The following is a 17,817-nucleotide window of genomic DNA, read 5'->3' as shown; positions in this document are numbered from 1 at the left end:
CGCTCGGCCGCCCCCGCCCTCACGGTCCGCTCGGCCGGCTCTCCGGTCGGACGGCTCTCCGGTCGGCGCTCGCCGCCCGTGCTTCACCGACCCCCTCGTGCGCCCCCTGAGGCGGGCCCTCCCCACCTACACTGACGAGCGGTGGACTGCCGTGCGGCGGAGGGTGATTGACGGTGCGTAAGGCGTGGCTCCTCGCGGGCGGGGCCGTCGGGCTCTGTCTGAGCTTCGTCGCCCTGCTCGTCGTCGGGACCTTCTCCGCGGCCGCCGGGCTCGGCGGTGGTGCGAAGGGGGCCGTGGCGCTGGCCAAGGGAGCGGTACCCGCCCTGTACCAGCCGCTGGTGCAGAAGTGGGGCAATCTGTGCCCGGCCATCAACCCGGCCCTGCTCGCCGCGCAGCTGTACCAGGAGTCCGGCTGGAACCCGCGGGCCCGGAGCCACGCCGCCGCACAGGGCATCGCCCAGTTCATCCCCGGCACCTGGGCCGCGCACGGCGTCGACGGGGACGGTGACGGCGACCGGGACGTGTGGGACCCGGCGGACGCGATCCCGTCGGCGGCCTCGTACGACTGCAAGCTCGCGGGGTATGTGAGGAAGGCGCCCGGTGACCCGACGGACAACATGCTCGCCGCGTACAACGCGGGCGCGTACGCCGTGATCAAGTACGGCGGTGTTCCGCCGTACAAGGAGACGCGGAACTACGTGAAGGTCATCCGGACGCTGGAGAAGAGCTTCGCCAGGCCGGTGGGGCGGGTGGAGCCGTCGCGGCAGGCGGCCGGGGCCATCTACTTCGCCCAGCGGAAGCTCGGCACGAAGTACCTCTGGGGCGGGAACGGGACACCGGAGCAGGGCGGCCGGTTCGACTGCTCCGGCCTGACGCAGGCCGCGTACCGCACCGTCGGGATCGAGCTGCCGCGCGTGGCCAACGACCAGTACAACGCGGGGCCGCATCCGTCGAGGGACGAACTTCTGCCCGGGGACCTGGTGTTCTTCTCCGACGATCCGACCAACTCACGGGCGATCAGGCACGTCGGGCTGTACGTCGGCGGGGGCTATATGATCAACGCTCCGTACACCGGGGCGGTGATCCGGTTCGACAGGATCGACACCCCGGACTACTTCGGTGCGACACGGGTGACCAAGGACGGTGCCGAGGCGCTGCCCACTCCGCCACGGCCCTCCGTCTGACGTCCTGCTGACGGGGCGTCGGCCGTGGCCGGCTGCCTCCGTCGGGGCCCCGGCCCGGACTGCGACGGCGCATCACTCTTCGATAACGTCATGGTGATCGTTTCGTGGAGAGAGGAACGTACGCGCGGAACGGGTCGTTCCCTGGACCGGAGCAGTACGTACACACCGCACCGACCACGGGGGGCTCGGAATGCGGCGCACACGGGCGTGCGCCGCGGCTGGCGACACACAGGCAAGGGGCCGCAGCAGATGGCTGGACTCGCACTCGACGGCGTGAATCCGGATGTCGGCCTGCTCTACGACATCAACGGACTGGCCCGGTCGGCTCCGCCGTGGTTCGACCGCGTCATGGGATTCGTCGGCGAGTACGGCATCATGCTCGCCCTCGTCCTCGTGGCGCTGTGGTGCTGGTGGAGTGTGCGCCGGAGCGGCACGGCCGAGGACTCGGTCGCCGGGGTGGCCGCGCTGGTCTGGGCGCCCCTGGCCGCCGGCGTCGCTCTGCTGGTCAATGTGCCCATCCGCGGGTTCGTGGAACGGCCGAGGCCGTTCCTGGACCACCAGGGGCTGGAGGTCCTGGTCGCGGGCAAGACCGACTTCTCCTTCGTCAGCGACCACTCCACGATGGCGATGGCCATCGGTGTCGGGGTGTTCGTCGCGAACCGCCGGTTCGGGTTCGCGGCGATCGGCCTCGCGCTCGCCGAGGGCTTCTGCCGGGTGTACATGGGCGTCCACTACCCGACCGACGTCGTCGGCGGGTTCGCGCTCGGCACGGCCGTGGTGCTGCTCCTCGCCCCGCCGGCGCAGGCCCTGCTCACCCCGCTGGTGTCGGCGGTCTCCCGCTCGGGTGTCGCGGGCCGGCTCGTACGGTCGCGCCGGGCGGTGACGCCGGATCAGCAGCACGAGATGCTCGACATTCCGGAGCCCGTAGCCCGGCTCGGGCGCAACGACCTGGCTGCGTAGCAGGCCGGGGTCCTCCGGCGGGCCGGCCCCGCCCCGGAACCCGGACTTCCCCGGCCCGACCGCCGGTTCGGGACCGTCTCGCGGTCTCTCGGACCGTCGGCCGCCCCGGCTCCCCGCCGTCCTCCCGACCCCCTCGCCGGCCACGCGACCTCCCGGCATGAGCGCCGGTCCCGGCTTTCCCGACGGCGGGACCCTTCCGTGCGGCAGCCCCCGTATATCGCCCCCGCGTCCGGGCGGCCGGGGCGCCGGCGGGCCGAGTCCGTTCAGGCCCCGGCGGGCGTCGCCGCCTCATGCGCTCTCGCATCCGTGCGGGCGCGTTCCCGGGAGCGCCGGGCGGGTCCCGTCCAGCCGCACGAGCAGCGGGCCAGCGCGAACGAACCCCGTTCGACGGTCGTGGTGTGGTGGGCGGACGAGCGCACCCTTCCACGGTACCGGTCGTTATGCGGAGCAGCGGCGAGCGTGTTGGGGGTTGACAGGCGATGGTGGTGCAGCAGCACTGGCTCAGGCGCGGCGCATGTGCCGCTGCCGCCGTGATGGGTGTGGCCGGGACCGCGGGCTGCTCGGGCGGCGGGGACGCCGTGGCCGACGCCCGAGCCGGTGCGGATCCCCTTCTCACCGTCAGGAAGGCCGCCGACGTACTGGCCGAGGCCGGTACTGCGAAGGCCCGTACCGCCATGGAGACGGCCGCCGGCGGGACCCGGGTCACCATTCGCGGCGAGGGCGGGTACGACTTCCGGCGTGCCATGGGCCGGCTGCGCGTCGTCCTCCCCAAGGACCCGGCCGGTTCCAGCGGTCATCAGCCGATCACCGAACTGCTCGCTCCCGGCGCCCTGTACATGAAGGACCGCGGTGCCGGGGTGCCGCCGGACAAATGGGTCAGGGTGGACACGACCACGCTGACGGACGGCAATCTCGTCACCGGCGGTGCGACCGATCCGGCCGCCGCGGCCGAGTTGCTGCGCGGGGCGCGGAGCGCGACCGTCGTCGGGCACGAGGACCTGGCGGGGGTGCGGGTCACCCACTACCGCGGCATCACGGACCTCGCGAACGCCGCCAGGGTCGCGTCCCCGCACGCGCGGGGGGCGCTCGCCGCGGCGGCGAAGGGGTTCGCCCAGGACGCCGTGCCCTTCGACGCCTATCTCGACTCCGAGGGGCGGCTGCGCAAGGTGCGTCATCAGTTCAGCTTCGCGAACCAGGGCAGAACGGTGGCCGTGGCGTCCACGACCCTGCTGTACGAGTTCGGTGCTCCCGTCGTGGTGCGGCTCCCCGACCGGGGCGACATCTACGCCGGCCGGGTCCGGATGTAGGCATCGAGGGGGCGGTAAATGGTCCGGACGTGCCATGCGCGGTGTGTGTTCCGCTCCCTACGCTAGGAAGCCGACACCGGCCGGAAGGGGTGAATGCACGTGGCTCCCGTCAGTACGCCGACAGTGCAGGACCACGTCGCCCTCGCCGAGATCGAGTTGTGCGGTGAGTTGATGATCGCGGCCTCCGCGGCGGACGGGGAACGGCTCAGCCCCGACCGGATCGACGAGGTGCTGAACGTCCATGTGATCGCGGCCGACGGAGGGTGAGGCCGGCCGGCACGACCGCCCGCTCCGGCCCTCCGGCGGGCGGGGGTCACGTCCGCATCATGCGGGCGATCGCCTTCGTCGCCTCCTCGACCTTCGCGTCGATCTCGTCGCCGCCCTTGAGTGCGGCGTCGGCGACGCAGTGGCGCAAGTGCTCCTCCAGCAGCTGCAGCGCGAAGGACTGCAGAGCCTTGGTGGAAGCGGAGACCTGCGTGAGTATGTCGATGCAGTACGTGTCCTCGTCGACCATGCGCTGCAGTCCGCGGATCTGGCCCTCGATCCGGCGCAGCCGTTTGAGGTGCTCGTCCTTCTGCTTGTGGTAGCCGTGGACGCCCTGGTCGTGGCTGGATTCCTCGTGTGCCGTGACCGGAAGCCCGCCGGCCGTGTCCGTGGTCGTCATCGGTCCTCCCGCAGACCTGTCCGGTATACCCCTCGTGGGTATATGGTACCGATCCCTGGCGGTTCGGGCAGGGCCCCGTGCTGCTCTCTCTTCTCGATGGGCGACACTGAGGGGACGCCGGTTAGCCGTGGCCGGACGATGCGCCTAGCATCAGCCTGACCGAAGACCCAGTACCCCGAGGACCCCACGTGCGATTTCGTCTGACCCCCAGGGAGACGAGCTTCTACGACATGTTCGCCGCGTCCGCGGACAACATCGTCACGGGCTCGAAACTCCTGATGGAACTGCTCGGAGCGGACGGTCCCGCCCGGGCCGAGATCGCGGAACGGATGCGCGCAGCGGAGCACGCCGGGGACGACGCCACCCATGCGATCTTCCATCAGCTGAACTCCTCGTTCATCACGCCCTTCGACCGTGAGGACATCTATTCCCTCGCGTCGTCGCTGGACGACATCATGGACTTCATGGAGGAGGCCGTCGATCTGGTCGTCCTCTACAACATCGAGGAGTTGCCGAAGGGTGTCGAGCAGCAGATCGAGGTGCTGGCCCGGGCCGCGGAGCTGACGGCGGAGGCCATGCCGCACCTGCGGACGATGGACAACCTCACCGAGTACTGGATCGAGGTGAACCGTCTGGAGAACCAGGCGGACCAGATCCACCGCAAGCTCCTCGCGCACCTCTTCAACGGCAAGTACGACGCCATCGAGGTCCTCAAGCTCAAGCAGATCGTCGACGTTCTCGAAGAGGCCGCGGACGCGTTCGAGCACGTGGCCAACACGGTGGAGACCATCGCGGTCAAGGAGTCCTGAGCGGACGTGGACACCTTTGCGCTGGTCGTGACCATCGGGGTCGCGCTCTTCTTCACGTACACCAACGGCTTCCACGACTCGGCGAACGCGATCGCCACCTCCGTGTCGACGCGTGCCCTGACCCCGCGCGCCGCCCTGGCGATGGCCGCGGTGATGAACCTCGCGGGCGCGTTCCTCGGCAGCGGCGTGGCCAAGACCGTCAGCGAGGGCCTGATCGCGACGCCCAAGGGCGACCGGGGCATGGGCATCCTGTTCGCCGCGCTGGTCGGCGCGATCATCTGGAACCTGATCACCTGGTACTTCGGTCTGCCCTCGTCGTCCTCGCACGCCCTCTTCGGCGGCATGGTGGGTGCGGCGCTGGCGGGTGGCACCGAGGTCATCTGGGGCGGGGTGCTGGACAAGGTCGTCATCCCGATGTTCGTCTCGCCCGTGGTCGGTCTGGTCTTCGGCTACCTCGTGATGACCGCGATCATGTGGATCTTCCGGCGGGCCAACCCGGCGAAGGCGAAGCGGGGCTTTCGCATAGCCCAGACCGTGTCCGCGGCGGGCATGGCCCTCGGCCATGGTCTCCAGGACGCGCAGAAGACCATGGGCATCGTGGTGATGGCCCTGGTCATCGCCGATGTCGAGGACTACGGCGACCCCATCCCGGTGTGGGTGAAGGTCGCCTGTGCGGTGATGCTGTCGCTCGGTACCTACGCGGGAGGCTGGCGCATCATGCGGACCCTCGGCCGCAAGATCATCGAGCTGGACCCGCCGCAGGGGTTCGCGGCGGAGACGACCGGTGCGTCGATCATGTTCGGCTCGGCGTTCCTCTTCCACGCGCCGATCTCCACGACCCATGTGATCACCTCGGCGATCATGGGTGTCGGGGCGACGAAGCGGGTGAACGCGGTGCGCTGGGGCGTCGCGAAGAACATCGTGATGGGGTGGTTCATCACCATGCCGGCCGCGGCGTTGGTCGCCGCGCTGAGCTTCTGGATCGTGAACCTGGCGTTCGGCTAGTACGGCGTGGGGCCGCGCCGACCGCGGTGTGAGGTCTCGCGAAACGCCGCGCTCCGTTCCGGGGCGCGGCGTTTCCGTGCGCGCGGCCGGTGTGCCCGCCCCCGAACTCACCCGCACTTCGTCCGGAGGGCCCCCGACGTGCCGCTGGGTGGTGCCGGCCCGCGCCGGGCGTGCGGCTCCGGCGGCGAAGGGGCGGGGCGTGGGCGTACGCGTGACGCCCCGTGCACGGGAGGCGGTCCCGCAGACCGCCGGGAGACAAGACGTCGGCCCCCGCTCGGATGAGAGGGGGCCGACCGTTCGCCCTGCGGTGGCACCGCCATGCAGCACCGCAGGGCAGTACGGGGTGCTCAGCCGAAGCGGCCCGAGATGTAGTCCTCGGTCGCCTGGACGGACGGATTGGAGAAGATCCGCTCCGTCTCGTCTATCTCGATGAGCTTGCCGGGCTGACCGACCGCCGCGAGGTTGAAGAACGCGGTGCGGTCGGAGACGCGCGCCGCCTGCTGCATGTTGTGCGTCACGATGACGATCGTGAAGCGCTCCTTCAGCTCGCCGATCAGGTCCTCGATCGCCAGGGTGGAGATCGGGTCGAGCGCCGAGCAGGGCTCGTCCATCAGCAGGACGTCCGGCTCGACCGCGATCGCCCGGGCGATGCACAGACGCTGCTGCTGACCGCCGGAGAGGCCCGAGCCGGGCTTGTTGAGGCGGTCCTTGACCTCGTTCCAGAGGTTCGCGCCCCGGAGGGAGCGCTCGACGATCTCGTTGAGCTGGGTCTTCCTGTACGAGCCGTTCAGCCGCAGGCCCGCGGCCACATTGTCGAAGATCGACATGGTGGGGAACGGGTTGGGGCGCTGGAACACCATGCCGACGGTGCGCCGCACCGCGACGGCGTCGACGTCCTTGCCGTACAGGTTCTCGTCGTCCAGCATCACCTTGCCCTCGACGCGGCCGCCGGGGGTGACCTCGTGCATCCGGTTCAGGGTGCGCAGGAACGTCGACTTGCCGCAGCCGGAGGGGCCGATGAAGGCCGTCACCGAACGGGGCTCCACGGTCATCGAGATGTCCTCGATCGCCTTGTGGGAGCCGTAGAAGGCGGACAGTCCGCTGATGTCGATTCGCTTGGCCATTACTCAGTCACTTCCAAATCGCCGCGCGCTCAGCGGCCGGTCTTCGGGGCCTTCCAGCGGGCGATGCCGCGGGCCACCAGGTTGAGGATCATGACGAAGGCGATCAGTACGAGGGCGGCGGCCCAGGCGCGGTCGTAGGACGCCTCGCTGCCGACCCGGTACTGCTCCCAGATGTAGAAGGGGAGCGAGGACTGGGCGCCTTCGAAGGGGTTGGTGTTGATCAGCTGGCTGCCGAAGACGAGCAGCATGATCGGCGCGGTCTCACCCGCGATGCGGGCGACGGCCAGCATCACACCGGTCGAGATGCCGCCCACGGCGGTCGGGATGACGACCTTGGTGATCGTCCGCCACTTCGGGACGCCGAGGGCGAGGGAGGCCTCGCGCAGCTCGTTCGGGACGAGCTTCAGCATCTCCTCGGTGGACCGGACGACGACCGGGATCATCAGGATGGTCAGGGCGAGCGAGCCCATGAACCCGGACGGGGCCCAGCCGGCGAGCAGCATGATCGAGAGGATGAAGAGGCCGGCGACGATCGACGGGATGCCGGTCATGACGTCGACGAAGAAAGTCACGGCCTTGGCCAGGCCGCCCTTGCCGTACTCCACCAGGTAGACGGCGGTCAGCAGGCCGACGGGCACGGAGATCAGGGTCGCGAGACCGACCTGCTCCAGGGTGCCGATCAGGGCGTGGTAGACGCCGCCGCCGGGCTCGAAGCCGGGGACGCCGGCCATCGAGTGGGTGAGGAAGTAGCCGTCGAGGGCCTTCATACCGCGGCTGATCGTCACCCAGATCAGGGAGAGCAGCGGGATCACGGCGAGGACGAAGCACACCCAGACGACGCTGGTGGCGAGGCGGTCCTTCGCCTGGCGGCGGTTCTCGACGGCCGAGGTGGTCGCGTAGGAGATGACGACGAACAGCAGGGCGGAGATCAGGCCCCACTGGACGCGGCTCTCCCAGCCGGCGGCCATGCCGAGGCTGCAGCCGAGGGCGACGGAGACGATCGCGAAGGCGGGCTGGGCCCAGCGGGGCAGTCCGCGGCGGCTCAGGGTGTTCCCACGGCGCGGGGCGGGCTCGGTGGTGCGCGTGTCCTTGATGGTTGAGTGGCTCATCAGGCGTTCGCCCCCGAGTATTCCTTGCGGCGCGCGATGATCAGGCGTGCGGCGCCGTTGACCAGCAGGGTGAGCACGAAGAGGACCAGACCGGAGGCGATCAGGGCGTCCCGGCCGAACTCGTTGGCCTCGTCGAACTTCGCGGCGATGTTCTGGGCGAACGTCCCCCCGCCGGGGTCCAGGACGTGGAGCGAGATGAGGAAGCTCGGGGAGAGCACCGTGGCGACGGCCATCGTCTCGCCGAGCGCGCGGCCGAGGCCCAGCATCGAGGCGGAGATGACGCCGGAGCGGCCGAAGGGGAGCACCGACATGCGGATGACCTCCCAGCGGGTGGCGCCGAGCGCCAGGGCGGCCTCCTCGTTCATCCGCGGGACCTGGAGGAAGACCTCCCGGCTCACGCTGGTCACGATCGGCAGGATCATGATCGCGAGGAGGATGCCGACGGTGAAGAGGGAGCGGGCGACGCCGACCTCGGTCTTGTCGAAGACGTACGTCCAGCCCAGGTACTCGTCGAGCCAGAGGTTCAGCCCCCCGAGGTAGGGGACGAGGAAGAGGGCTCCCCAGATGCCGTAGATGATCGACGGCACGGCGGCCAGCAGGTCGACCACGTAGGCGAGCGGGGCGGCGACCTTGCGGGGCGCGTAGTGGGAGATGAAGAGGGCGATGCCGACGGCGATCGGGACCGCGATGGCCATCGCGATGATCGAGCTGACGACGGTGCCGAAGAGCAGGACGGCGATGCCGAAGACGGGCGGGTCGCCCGCGGGGTTCCAGTCGAAGGTGGTGAGGAAGTTGCCTTCGTCCTTGGATATGGCCAGGGCCGCGCGGTAGCCGAGGAACACGGCGATCGACGCCATGATCGCGAGCAGCAGGATGCCCGATCCACGGGAGAGGCCAAGGAAGACCTTGTCCCCCACGCGGCCGGTGGACGCGGCGCGGCGGGTGGCGGCCGGAGGTGCCGGTGGTGTCTCTGTGGGTGTGGTGGAAGCCATGATCTTTCCGGTCTGGGTGGGGGAAGGGCCCGCGGGTCGCGGTTCCCCTGGCGGCGGTGCACCGGAGGGTGACGGCGGGGAGGCCGGCCCGGAGTGGTTCCCCGGGCCGGCCGTCGCCGTCGCGGACGCCGGTCGGTTACGAGAGGCCGTTGACCGTCTCGCGGACCTTGGCGTTGATCTCGGTCGGGATCGGGGCGTAGCCGGCGTCGGTGAGGATCTTCTGGCCCTCGTCCGAGGCCGCGTAGCTGAGGAAGGACTTGACCGTGCCGAGCGTCTCGGGCTTGTTGCCCGTGTCGCAGACGACCTCGTAGGTCACCAGGACGATCGGGTAGGCGCCCTCGGCCTTGGTGGTGTAGTCGAGGTCGAGCGCCAGGTCCTTGCCGGTGCCCTTGATCTTGGCGGCGGCGATGGCCTTGGACGCGTTCTCGGAGGTGGCCTCGGCCGGCGCGGAGGCGCCGGTGTCGATGGAGACCGCCGGGATGTTCTGCGACTTGGCGTAGGAGAGCTCGAAGTAGCCGATGGCGCCCGGGACCTGCTTGACCTGGGCCGCGACACCGGAGGAGCCCTGGGCCGCCTGGCCGCCCGGGGCGGGCCACTTCTTCTCGGCCTCGTACTTCCAGTCGCTCGGGGCGGCCTTGCCGAGGTACTTGCCGAGGTTCTGGGTGGTGCCGGAGTCCTCGGAGCGGTGGAAGGCCTGGATGGTGGTGTCGGGGAGCTTGACGCCCGGGTTCAGCTTGGCGATCGCCGGGTCGTTCCACTTCTTGATCTTCGTGTCGAAGATCTTGGCGACGGTCGGGGCGTCCAGGACGAGGCTGTCGACGCCGGGCAGGTTGTAGCCGATGGCGATCGGGCCACCGACCATGGGCAGGTTGATGCCCTGACCGGTCTTGCAGACCTTCTTGGACTCGGCGACCTCGTCGGGCTTCAGGGCCGAGTCCGAGCCGGCGAAGCCGACGGTGCCCTGGTTGAAGGCCACGATGCCCTCACCGGAGGAGGAGGACTTGTAGTTGACCTCGACGCCGGTGCAGGCGGCCATGTAGTTCTTGACCCACAGGTCCATGGCGTTCTTCTGCGCGCTGGACCCGGACGCCATCAGCTGGCCCTTGGCGTCGTCGCACTTGATGTTCGACGCGGCGCTCGTCTTCTCGCCGGTGCCGCCGGTGCCGCCGGTGTTGTCGTCCGAACCACACGCCGTGAGGACCAGTGCGCCGGACACGGCGAGGGCGCCGAGCGCGGTGGCGCGAAGCCCGTTCTTGCGCTGAAGCTTCACTTTCGGGTGTTCCTTCCAGAAGCCGCCGGGTCGCGGACGGGGCTCGGTCTGCCCGCGTCGTTCTACGGCGGCGTGTGTCGGGGTGGGTGGCGCGGCACTCTGCCGGTCACCGGGTAAGCCCGAAATTAGGCAGATCAGGTGAAGCGGCCGACGGGGCGTGGTGAACGGGAGGTGAACCCTGCCAGACGAAGAAGTTCCGCCTTTATCGGGGCGTGACCTCCGGCTCCGGCGGGCACGGCGTCGCGGGCAACGGCTCGGCGATGGCGCGAGCCGGCTGCGGCCGGGCGGAACGCGACCGGACGCCGCGGTGGTGCCGGTGCGGTGGGTTCCGCGGGCTTCCGGACGGAGTGGGGTTCCCCCGGTCAGCGCGTGCCGATGGCCTTCAGCAGGGCGTCGACGAGGGTCCGGTCGCGCGGTTCGGTGACCCGGCGGCGGGCGGCGTCCGGGGGCAGCCAGGCGATGCGGTCGACCTCGTGGCCGGGGGTGAAGTCACCGGGCGAGGGGGCTTCGGCGGCCCAGTAGCTGACCTGCTTGGGGCGGCCGGCGACGAGGTAGCGGACCGTCGGCAGGACCGGACCCGGGACCCCCTGGTGCCCGGTCTCCTCGCGGACCTCGCGCAGCGCCCCCTCGAGGGCCGGTTCGCCCCGCTTGAGCTTGCCCTTCGGGTGCGACCAGTCGTCGTACCTGGGGCGGTGGACCAGGCAGATCTCGATGCCCCCGGCCGCCTGCGGTGAGCGGCGCCACAGGACGCAGCCGGCCGCGAGGACGGTGCCGTCGGGAGCGGTGCTCATGGCGCGGCCAGCGCGTGCTCGTCCCGGGGCCCGTCCTTTCCGGGGGGTGCTTCCAGCCATGTCCGCTGGAAGGCGAAGCGGGCGGCCTCGACCTCGTGGCGCTGGTCGGCGTGGAGCACGCCGAGGGCGTACGCAGTGGCCGGCGCGATACGGGGCGTGCGGGCCGCCGAGGCGGCCGCGGCCGCCGCCTCGGCGGCGTCGCGGTGCCGGTCGAGGGTGCGGCCCGCGGCGGTGAGCCGCCGGCCGGGGCCGGTGCCGTCCTCCGCGGACAGCACCTCCTGGGCGTAGCGGTGGAGCCGCAGCAGGTGCCGCACCTGGTGCCAGGGGGCGTCCTGCGCCTCGCCCGCGGAGGCGGTGGCGAGGCCGTGGACCAGGGCCTCCGCGTTGTACGGGTGGGCCGCGCGGGTCAGCGGCAGTGCGGTGACCGCGTCGAGCAGCCTGCGCTCGGCGACCCCCGCGTGCGCCGCGAGGGCGGCACCGGGCGCCCCGGCGGGCGTGGCCAGCGGTACCTCGGAGGCGAGCAGGGCGACGGCGTCCGCGACCGCGTGGAACCGTGCGGAGCCGAGCGCCTGGAGGGCGGCCGAGTGGGCCCGGGTGCGCCCGAGTGTCAGCTGCCGTTCCAGCAGTGCCCCGGCACGGGCGCCGCCAACGGTGAGGGCGCCGCGGCCGGGCCGTTCGGTGGCGGGTGGCCGCTCGGCGGGGGCCGCCGGAGCGTCGTCCGAGGGTGCCCCGGCTCCGGCGTCGCCGTCCGCGGCCCGGGCCGCCGGCACCGGCTGGGTGCCCGAGAGCCGGGCCAGGGCGTCGAGCAGCCGGGTCAGCCGTGCCGTACAGGCGTGCTCCTCGGCGAGGACCCCGGACAGCCAGGCGAGCTCGGTGCGCAGTTGGTCCGCCCAGACCTGGTCCAGCAGGGGACGGAAGGTGTGCAGGGTGCCGCGGATGCGGCGTGCGGCCCGCCGCAGGGCCCGGGCGGCCTCCGCCGCGCCCTGCGTGTCCGCACCGCTCTCGCCGTGCAGCCGCAGACTGCGGAGGAAGTCGCCGGCCTGGTTCTGCAGATATCCGGCCAGGACCTGGTCGGCGCCGGCCCCCCGAGGCGCCGGCGGAAGGTCATGGTTGTGCACGCCGGCGCCTCCGGGCGTCTATGAGCGTCTCCTGGATGTTTCGCAGTGGCTGTCCGTCCGCGTCCGTGGCGTGACGGCTCCACTCGCCGTCCGGGCCGAGGTGCCAGGACGAGGTGGAGTCGGACATGCCGGTCTCCAGCAGCCGGGTCAGGGCCGCGCGGTGGGCCGGGTCCGTGACCCGGACGAGTGCCTCGATACGGCGGTCGAGGTTGCGGTGCATCATGTCGGCGCTGCCGATCCACACCTCGGGTTCGCCGCCGTTGCCGAAGGCGAAGATCCGGGAGTGCTCGAGGAAGCGGCCGAGGACGGAACGGACCCGTATGTTCTCGGACAGGCCGGGGACGTCCGGCCGGATCGCGCAGATCCCGCGGACCCAGACGTCCACCGGGACGCCGGCCCGGGAGGCCCGGTACAGGGCGTCGATGATCGCCTCGTCGACCATCGAGTTGACCTTGATGCGGACGTAGGCGGGGCGGCCGGCCCGGTGGTGGACGATCTCCTTGTTGATCCGGGCGACGAGGCCGTCGCGCAGCGACTTCGGGGCGACGAGCAGCCGGCGGTACGTCTCGCGGCGCGAGTAGCCGGAGAGCCGGTTGAACAGGTCGGAGAGGTCGGCGCCGACCTGCGGGTCCGCGGTGAGCAGCCCGAGGTCCTCGTACAGCCGGGCGGTCTTGGGATGGTAGTTGCCGGTGCCGACGTGCGAGTAGCGGCGCAGGACGTCGCCCTCCTGGCGCACTACGAGCGACAGCTTGCAGTGGGTCTTCAGGCCGACGAGGCCGTAGACCACGTGGCAGCCCGCCTCCTCCAGCTTCCGGGCCCACTTGATGTTGGCCTGCTCGTCGAAGCGGGCCTTGATCTCCACCAGGACGAGGACCTGTTTGCCGGACTCGGCGGCGTCGATCAGGGCGTCCACGATCGGGGACTTCCCGGAGGTCCGGTACAGCGTCTGCTTGATCGCGAGGACGTCCGGATCGGCCGCCGCCTGCTCCAGGAAGGCCTGGACGGAGGTGGAGAAGGAGTCGTACGGGTGGTGCAGGAGTACGTCCCGCTCCCGCAGCGCGGCGAAGATGTCGGGCGCCGAAGCCGACTCGACCTCGGCGAGGTCGCGGTGGGTGCCGGCGATGAACTTCGGGTACTTCAGCTCGGGCCGGTCGAGCGAGACGATCCCGAACAGGCCCGTCAGGTCCAGCGGGCCGGGCAGCGGGTAGACCTCGGACTCCGAGATCTTCAGCTCCCGGACGAGCAGGTCCAGCACGTACGGGTCGATGGACTCCTCGACCTCCAGCCGGACCGGCGGGCCGAAGCGCCGGCGCAGCAGCTCCTTCTCCAGGGCCTGGAGAAGGTTCTCGGCGTCGTCCTCCTCGACCTCGAGGTCCTCGTTCCTGGTCACCCGGAACATGTGGTGCGCGAGCACCTCCATGCCGGGGAACAGCTCCTCCAGGTGGGCCGCGATGACGTCCTCCAGCGGCACGTACCGCTGGGGCGAGGCCTCCAGGAAGCGGGACAGCAGCGGCGGCACCTTCACCCGGGCGAAGTGGCGGTGGCCGCTGACCGGGTTGCGGACGACCACGGCGAGGTTCAGGGACAGGCCCGAGATGTACGGGAAGGGGTGCGCGGGGTCCACGGCGAGCGGGGTGAGCACCGGGAAGATCTGCTGGCGGAAGAGGGTGAACAGGCGGGCCTGTTCCTTCTCCGTGAGCTCGGGCCAGCGGATGAGGTGGATGCCCTCGTCGGCGAGGGCCGGGGCGACGTCCTGCTGGAAGCAGGCGGCGTGCCGGGCCATGAGCTCACGGGAGCGGTTCCAGATCAGCTCCAGGACCTCGCGGGGCTGCAGCCCGGAGGCGGAGCGGGTGGCGACGCCGGTCGCGATGCGGCGCTTCAGTCCGGCCACCCGGACCATGAAGAACTCGTCCAGGTTCGACGCGAAGATCGCCAGGAAGTTCGCCCGTTCGAGGAGGGGTGTGCCGGGGTCCTCGGCGAGTTCCAGGACCCGTTCGTTGAACGCGAGCCAGCTGCGCTCGCGGTCCAGGAAACGGCCCTGGGGCAGCTCCGCGTCCTCCGGTTCGGCCTCGTAGGCGTCGAGGTCGGCGTCGATGTCGGGCTCCAGGTCGGAGACCGCGCCGGACACCGTGTGGGGGCGGTGCGCTGCGATGGATCCGACGGACGGCTGGGCGTTCTGGACCGGTACCTCGGCGGGCTGCTGACTCATGGACCCATTGTTCCGCGCAAAAGGGTGACCGGGCGCGCCGGAGCGGGGCCTGGTGGGGTGGGAACGCCCGTTCCGCGGGGCGGGGGGCACAGCGGGCTGCATTCCGTGAGGGTTGCAAGGGTCCCTGAATGGCCGGTAACGGGAACATGACGTACGGGATACCCCCGGGCGCCTCGTGTGCCGTGCCCACCGCCCGCGCGGATGGGGTGACCCCCGTCCACCAGACCGAGCCGCAGGGCCTGCTTCGTCCGCTGGACGATCTGGAGGTAGGGGGCGATGCCGCTGCGCCGGTCGATCCGGTCCCGCCGCCGTGCGGACGGGCTCGCCCGCGCGGTACGGGCCGCTCAGGTCTCCGTGCGGTACATCAGGTCCACCTCGTGCGTGGTGAAGCCGAGCCGTTCGTACACCCGCAGGGCCGCCGGGTTGTCCGCGTCGACGTACAGCATCGCCGTCGGCACCCCCTGTGCCGCGAGGTGGCGCAGCCCGACCGCGGTGAGGGCCTTGCCGAGACCGGTGCCCTGGGCGTCGGGGCGGATGCCCAGTACGTACACCTCGCCGAGCTGGTCCTCGGCGTGGAGCTTCGTCCAGTGGAAGCCGACGATCTCGCCCCCGCGCTCGGCGAGGAAGAAGCCCTTGGGGTCGAACCAGGCCTCCTCCTTGCGGTCGTCGAGGTCGCGCTGGGTGATCGAGCCCTGCTCGGGGTGGTGGGCGAAGGCGGAGGAGTTGACCGCGAGCCAGGCGGAGTCGTCCTGGCCGGGGACGAAGGTGCGGACCGTCACGCCTTCCGGAAGGGTTGGTTCCGCGATGTCGAGCGGGCTCAACGGGCGCCGCAGCTGGCGCAGTTCACGGAACAGGGTCAGGCCGAGCACCTGGGCGAGATGGCGGGCCGCGGACTTGCCGCCGTGCGCCCACATCCGCAGCCGCTTGCCGGACGCGCCGAGCAGCGCGTTGCCGAGGGCCCGGCCGTGGCCGCGGCCGCGGTGCGCCGGATGGACGACCAGCTCGGCCGCGGGGGCCTCCACCGGGTCGGTTCCCTCCAGTTGGGCATATCCGCGGAGGTCCCCGGCGACGGTGAGCACGAAGTGCCGTACCCCCTCGCGACGGCCGTGGCGCAGATACAGCCGGCCCTGTTCGGAGACGGCCTGCACCCCGTCGGCCCGGGCGGCGACGGACAGCAGGCCGAGCACGTCGTCGGCCAGCTCGGGGGTGAGCTCGTCGAGGGTCTTGATCTGCCGGCCGGGCTCGATGGCTGCGGGAGCTGCGTCAGTCATACGACGAGGGTACGGCGCCGGGCCGAACCCGATCGGATACCAGCTCGTAACCCGGTACCCCCTGTCGCGCTACGCGCGTTGACTCTAGGCTGCCCGGCTGAGGACAGTCGTTTCACGCTGAACTGACAAGGGGACAGATGTCAGCGACATCACGCCAGAAGCGCCGCCGCGTACTCGCGGCCGCCGCCGGACTGACCACCGTCGGCGCACTGGTCGCCGCGATGCCCGCCGGGGCTCACGAGCGCGGCAAGGGACACGGCCACGACCACGGACACGGTTACGGCCGCACCGTCGACGTCCAGCTGCTGTCCTTCAACGACCTGCACGGCAACCTGCAGCCGCCGTCAGGTTCGGCGGGCCGGGTCACCCACACCAACGAGGACGGCACCACCCGCACCATCGACGCGGGCGGCGCCGAGTACCTCGCCACGCATCTGCGCGAGGCACGCAAGGGCAACAGGTACTCGATCACGGCCGCGGCCGGCGACATGGTCGGCGCCTCGCCGATGCTCTCCGGTCTCTTCCACGACGAGCCGACGATCGAGGCGCTCAACAAGCTGAAGCTCGACGTGACCTCCGTCGGCAACCACGAGTTCGACGAGGGGGGCCAAGGAGCTCGCCCGGCTGCAGAACGGCGGCTGCCACCCGGTCGAGGGCTGCTACGAGAAGAAGGCCAACGGCAAGCCGAAGACCTTCCGCGGGGCCGACTTCCCGTACCTCGCGGCCAACGTCACCAACGAGAAGTCCGGGCGCCCGGTCCTGGACCCGTACTTCGTCTGGGAGAAGAACGGGGTGAGGATCGGCTTCATCGGCGTCACCCTGGAGGGCACCCCGGACATCGTCAGCGCCGAGGGCATCAAGGGCCTGAAGTTCGGCGACGAGATCGAGACGATCAACAAGTACACCAAGGTGCTGGAGCGCAAGGGCGTGAAGTCGATCGTCGCGCTGCTGCACGAGGGCGGTGCGCCGGCCTCCGGCTCGTACAACTACGACTGCGACAGCCCCGGTCCGGGCGACGGCATCTCCGGCCCGATCGTCGACATCGCCAAGAAGGTCAGCCCCCAGGTCGACGCCCTGGTCACCGGCCACACCCACCAGGCGTACGCGTGCACGATCCCGGACCCGTCCGGCAAGCCGCGCACGGTCACCTCGGCGGCGTCGTTCGGCAAGCTCTACACCGACACGACGCTCACGTACGACCGCCGTACCCGCGACATCGTGCGCACGTCCGTCGCGTCCGCCAACCACGTCGTCACCCGTGACGTGCCCAAGGCCGCGGACATGACCGGGCTCATCGACCGCTGGAACACGCTGGCCGCGCCGATCGCCAACAGGCCCGTCGGCTACATCTCCGCGGACATCGAGAACCCCGCCGACTCGCCCGAGCGTCCGGCCGGCAACCTGATCGCGGACGCCCAGCTGGAGGGCATGGCCCCGGCCGACAAGGGCGGCGCGCAGCTCGCGCTGATGAACCCGGGCGGCATCCGTGCCGGCCTGGTCCACAAGGCGTCCGGCAGTGAGGGCGACGGCGTCGTGACCTACGGCGAGGCCTTCACCGTGCAGCCGTTCACCAACATGATGACGGCGGTCGACCTCACCGGTGCCCAGCTGATCACCGCTCTGCAGCAGCAGGTCAGTGGCCCCAACCAGGCCGCGCCGAAGATCCTTCAGGTCTCGGAGGGCTTCACCTACACCCTGGACATGACGAAGACCGGCGCCGACCGGATCGTCACGAGCTCGGTGAAGCTGAACGGTGAGGCGATCGACCCGGCGAAGACCTACCGCGTCGCGATGAACGAGTTCCTCGCGGGCGGCGGCGACGGCTTCGCCGTGCTGAAGGAGCACAAGAACAAGCTGGTGGGCGCGTCCGACCTGGACCTGCTCAACGCCTACTTCGCCGCGCACTCCAGCCCGGGCGCCCCGCTGGCGCCGCCGGCCACTGGGCGGATCACGGTCGTCCGGTGACCGGCTGAGCCCGGCGCATGCCGAGGGGCGGTGGACCAC

15 protein-coding genes and 2 pseudogenes are annotated in these 17,817 nt (G+C 70.9%); 7 read left to right on the top strand and 10 right to left on the bottom strand.

Annotated elements, in window-relative coordinates:
• The first annotated feature begins 173 nt into the window (after window positions 1–173).
• The 4 genes from AB0J10_RS23625 to AB0J10_RS23610 all read left to right on the top strand — a co-directional run bounded on the left by AB0J10_RS23625 (window position 174) and on the right by AB0J10_RS23610 (window position 3,718).
• The gene (locus AB0J10_RS23625) at window positions 174–1,184 is read left to right on the top strand and encodes a bifunctional lytic transglycosylase/C40 family peptidase (protein WP_363064472.1); all 1,011 of its coding nucleotides are present in this window, start codon (window positions 174–176) and stop codon (window positions 1,182–1,184) included.
• A 249-nt stretch (window positions 1,185–1,433) separates the two neighbouring features.
• Entirely contained in the window at window positions 1,434–2,144 is a 711-nt protein-coding gene (locus tag AB0J10_RS23620) for a phosphatase PAP2 family protein (protein WP_363064457.1), read from the top strand.
• Window positions 2,145–2,623: 479 nt separating this feature from the next.
• Window positions 2,624–3,451 (top strand): hypothetical protein, encoded by an 828-nt coding sequence (locus AB0J10_RS23615; protein ID WP_363064456.1) that lies wholly within the window; start codon window positions 2,624–2,626, stop codon window positions 3,449–3,451.
• Window positions 3,452–3,550: 99 nt separating this feature from the next.
• Window positions 3,551–3,718, top strand: a complete 168-nt coding sequence (locus AB0J10_RS23610; protein WP_363064474.1) for a hypothetical protein — start codon at window positions 3,551–3,553, stop codon at window positions 3,716–3,718.
• Between the two features lie 46 nt (window positions 3,719–3,764).
• On the opposite strand, the gene AB0J10_RS23605 is transcribed toward AB0J10_RS23610, so the two are convergent.
• A complete protein-coding gene (locus tag AB0J10_RS23605) occupies window positions 3,765–4,115 on the bottom strand; it encodes a metal-sensitive transcriptional regulator (protein WP_269729638.1) in 351 nt (116 codons plus the stop codon).
• 188 nt (window positions 4,116–4,303) lie between these two features.
• On the opposite strand from AB0J10_RS23605, the gene AB0J10_RS23600 reads away from it, so the two are divergent.
• Window positions 4,304–4,924: a DUF47 family protein gene (locus tag AB0J10_RS23600; protein ID WP_027731940.1), complete on the top strand. Its 621-nt coding sequence runs from the start codon at window positions 4,304–4,306 to the stop codon at window positions 4,922–4,924.
• Window positions 4,925–4,930: 6 nt separating this feature from the next.
• Complete coding sequence (locus AB0J10_RS23595) at window positions 4,931–5,929, top strand: inorganic phosphate transporter (protein WP_363064455.1); 999 nt, start codon at window positions 4,931–4,933, stop codon at window positions 5,927–5,929.
• A gap of 347 nt (window positions 5,930–6,276) precedes the next feature.
• On the opposite strand, the gene pstB is transcribed toward AB0J10_RS23595, so the two are convergent.
• The 9 genes and pseudogenes from pstB to mshD all read right to left on the bottom strand — a co-directional run bounded on the left by pstB (window position 6,277) and on the right by mshD (window position 15,813).
• Window positions 6,277–7,053 carry a phosphate ABC transporter ATP-binding protein PstB gene (gene pstB, locus AB0J10_RS23590; RefSeq protein WP_363064454.1) on the bottom strand — a complete coding sequence of 259 codons (777 nt, stop codon included), beginning with the start codon at window positions 7,051–7,053 and terminating at the stop codon, window positions 6,277–6,279.
• A 29-nt stretch (window positions 7,054–7,082) separates the two neighbouring features.
• Entirely contained in the window at window positions 7,083–8,162 is a 1,080-nt protein-coding gene (pstA, locus tag AB0J10_RS23585) for a phosphate ABC transporter permease PstA (protein WP_363064453.1), read from the bottom strand.
• A complete protein-coding gene (gene pstC, locus AB0J10_RS23580) occupies window positions 8,162–9,154 on the bottom strand; it encodes a phosphate ABC transporter permease subunit PstC (RefSeq protein ID WP_363064452.1) in 993 nt (330 codons plus the stop codon). The genes pstA and pstC overlap by 1 nt, the downstream gene beginning before the upstream one ends.
• A 136-nt stretch (window positions 9,155–9,290) precedes the next feature.
• Complete coding sequence (gene pstS, locus AB0J10_RS23575) at window positions 9,291–10,424, bottom strand: phosphate ABC transporter substrate-binding protein PstS (RefSeq protein ID WP_363064451.1); 1,134 nt, start codon at window positions 10,422–10,424, stop codon at window positions 9,291–9,293.
• Window positions 10,425–10,786: 362 nt separating this feature from the next.
• Entirely contained in the window at window positions 10,787–11,215 is a 429-nt protein-coding gene (locus AB0J10_RS23570; protein WP_363064450.1) for an NUDIX hydrolase, read from the bottom strand.
• Window positions 11,212–12,333 (bottom strand): CHAD domain-containing protein, encoded by a 1,122-nt coding sequence (locus tag AB0J10_RS23565; RefSeq protein ID WP_363064449.1) that lies wholly within the window; start codon window positions 12,331–12,333, stop codon window positions 11,212–11,214. Before AB0J10_RS23565 ends, AB0J10_RS23570 begins: the two co-directional genes overlap by 4 nt.
• Complete coding sequence (locus tag AB0J10_RS23560; protein ID WP_363064448.1) at window positions 12,320–14,542, bottom strand: RNA degradosome polyphosphate kinase; 2,223 nt, start codon at window positions 14,540–14,542, stop codon at window positions 12,320–12,322. Before AB0J10_RS23560 ends, AB0J10_RS23565 begins: the two co-directional genes overlap by 14 nt.
• Before the next feature lie 209 nt (window positions 14,543–14,751).
• Window positions 14,752–14,838: pseudogene (locus AB0J10_RS23555) on the bottom strand (GntR family transcriptional regulator); the annotation flags it as partial.
• A 48-nt stretch (window positions 14,839–14,886) separates the two neighbouring features.
• Window positions 14,887–15,813 carry a mycothiol synthase gene (gene mshD / locus AB0J10_RS23550; RefSeq protein WP_363064447.1) on the bottom strand — a complete coding sequence of 309 codons (927 nt, stop codon included), beginning with the start codon at window positions 15,811–15,813 and terminating at the stop codon, window positions 14,887–14,889.
• Between the two features lie 137 nt (window positions 15,814–15,950).
• Here mshD and AB0J10_RS23545 point away from each other — a divergent pair.
• A pseudogene (locus AB0J10_RS23545) lies at window positions 15,951–17,778 on the top strand (bifunctional metallophosphatase/5'-nucleotidase).
• Window positions 17,779–17,817: the final 39 nt, after the last annotated feature.

The organism is Streptomyces sp. NPDC049887, assembly GCF_040656535.1.
Classification (GTDB): domain Bacteria; phylum Actinomycetota; class Actinomycetes; order Streptomycetales; family Streptomycetaceae; genus Streptomyces.
Note: the sequence above shows the minus strand (reverse complement) of the source record. Positions and strands in the feature narration are given on the sequence as shown.

What these genes read in the sequence shown, in the direction of transcription:
- AB0J10_RS23620 (WP_363064457.1), top strand. Translation starts at nt 1,434, where the DNA reads ATGGCTGGACTCGCACTCGACGGCGTGAATCCGGATGTCGGCCTGCTC.
- AB0J10_RS23560 (WP_363064448.1), bottom strand. Translation starts at nt 14,542, where the DNA reads ATGAGTCAGCAGCCCGCCGAGGTACCGGTCCAGAACGCCCAGCCGTCC.
- AB0J10_RS23570 (WP_363064450.1), bottom strand. Translation starts at nt 11,215, where the DNA reads ATGAGCACCGCTCCCGACGGCACCGTCCTCGCGGCCGGCTGCGTCCTG.
- AB0J10_RS23615 (WP_363064456.1), top strand. Translation starts at nt 2,624, where the DNA reads ATGGTGGTGCAGCAGCACTGGCTCAGGCGCGGCGCATGTGCCGCTGCC.
- pstB (WP_363064454.1), bottom strand. Translation starts at nt 7,053, where the DNA reads ATGGCCAAGCGAATCGACATCAGCGGACTGTCCGCCTTCTACGGCTCC.
- AB0J10_RS23605 (WP_269729638.1), bottom strand. Translation starts at nt 4,115, where the DNA reads ATGACGACCACGGACACGGCCGGCGGGCTTCCGGTCACGGCACACGAG.
- mshD (WP_363064447.1), bottom strand. Translation starts at nt 15,813, where the DNA reads ATGACTGACGCAGCTCCCGCAGCCATCGAGCCCGGCCGGCAGATCAAG.
- pstA (WP_363064453.1), bottom strand. Translation starts at nt 8,162, where the DNA reads ATGAGCCACTCAACCATCAAGGACACGCGCACCACCGAGCCCGCCCCG.
- pstC (WP_363064452.1), bottom strand. Translation starts at nt 9,154, where the DNA reads ATGGCTTCCACCACACCCACAGAGACACCACCGGCACCTCCGGCCGCC.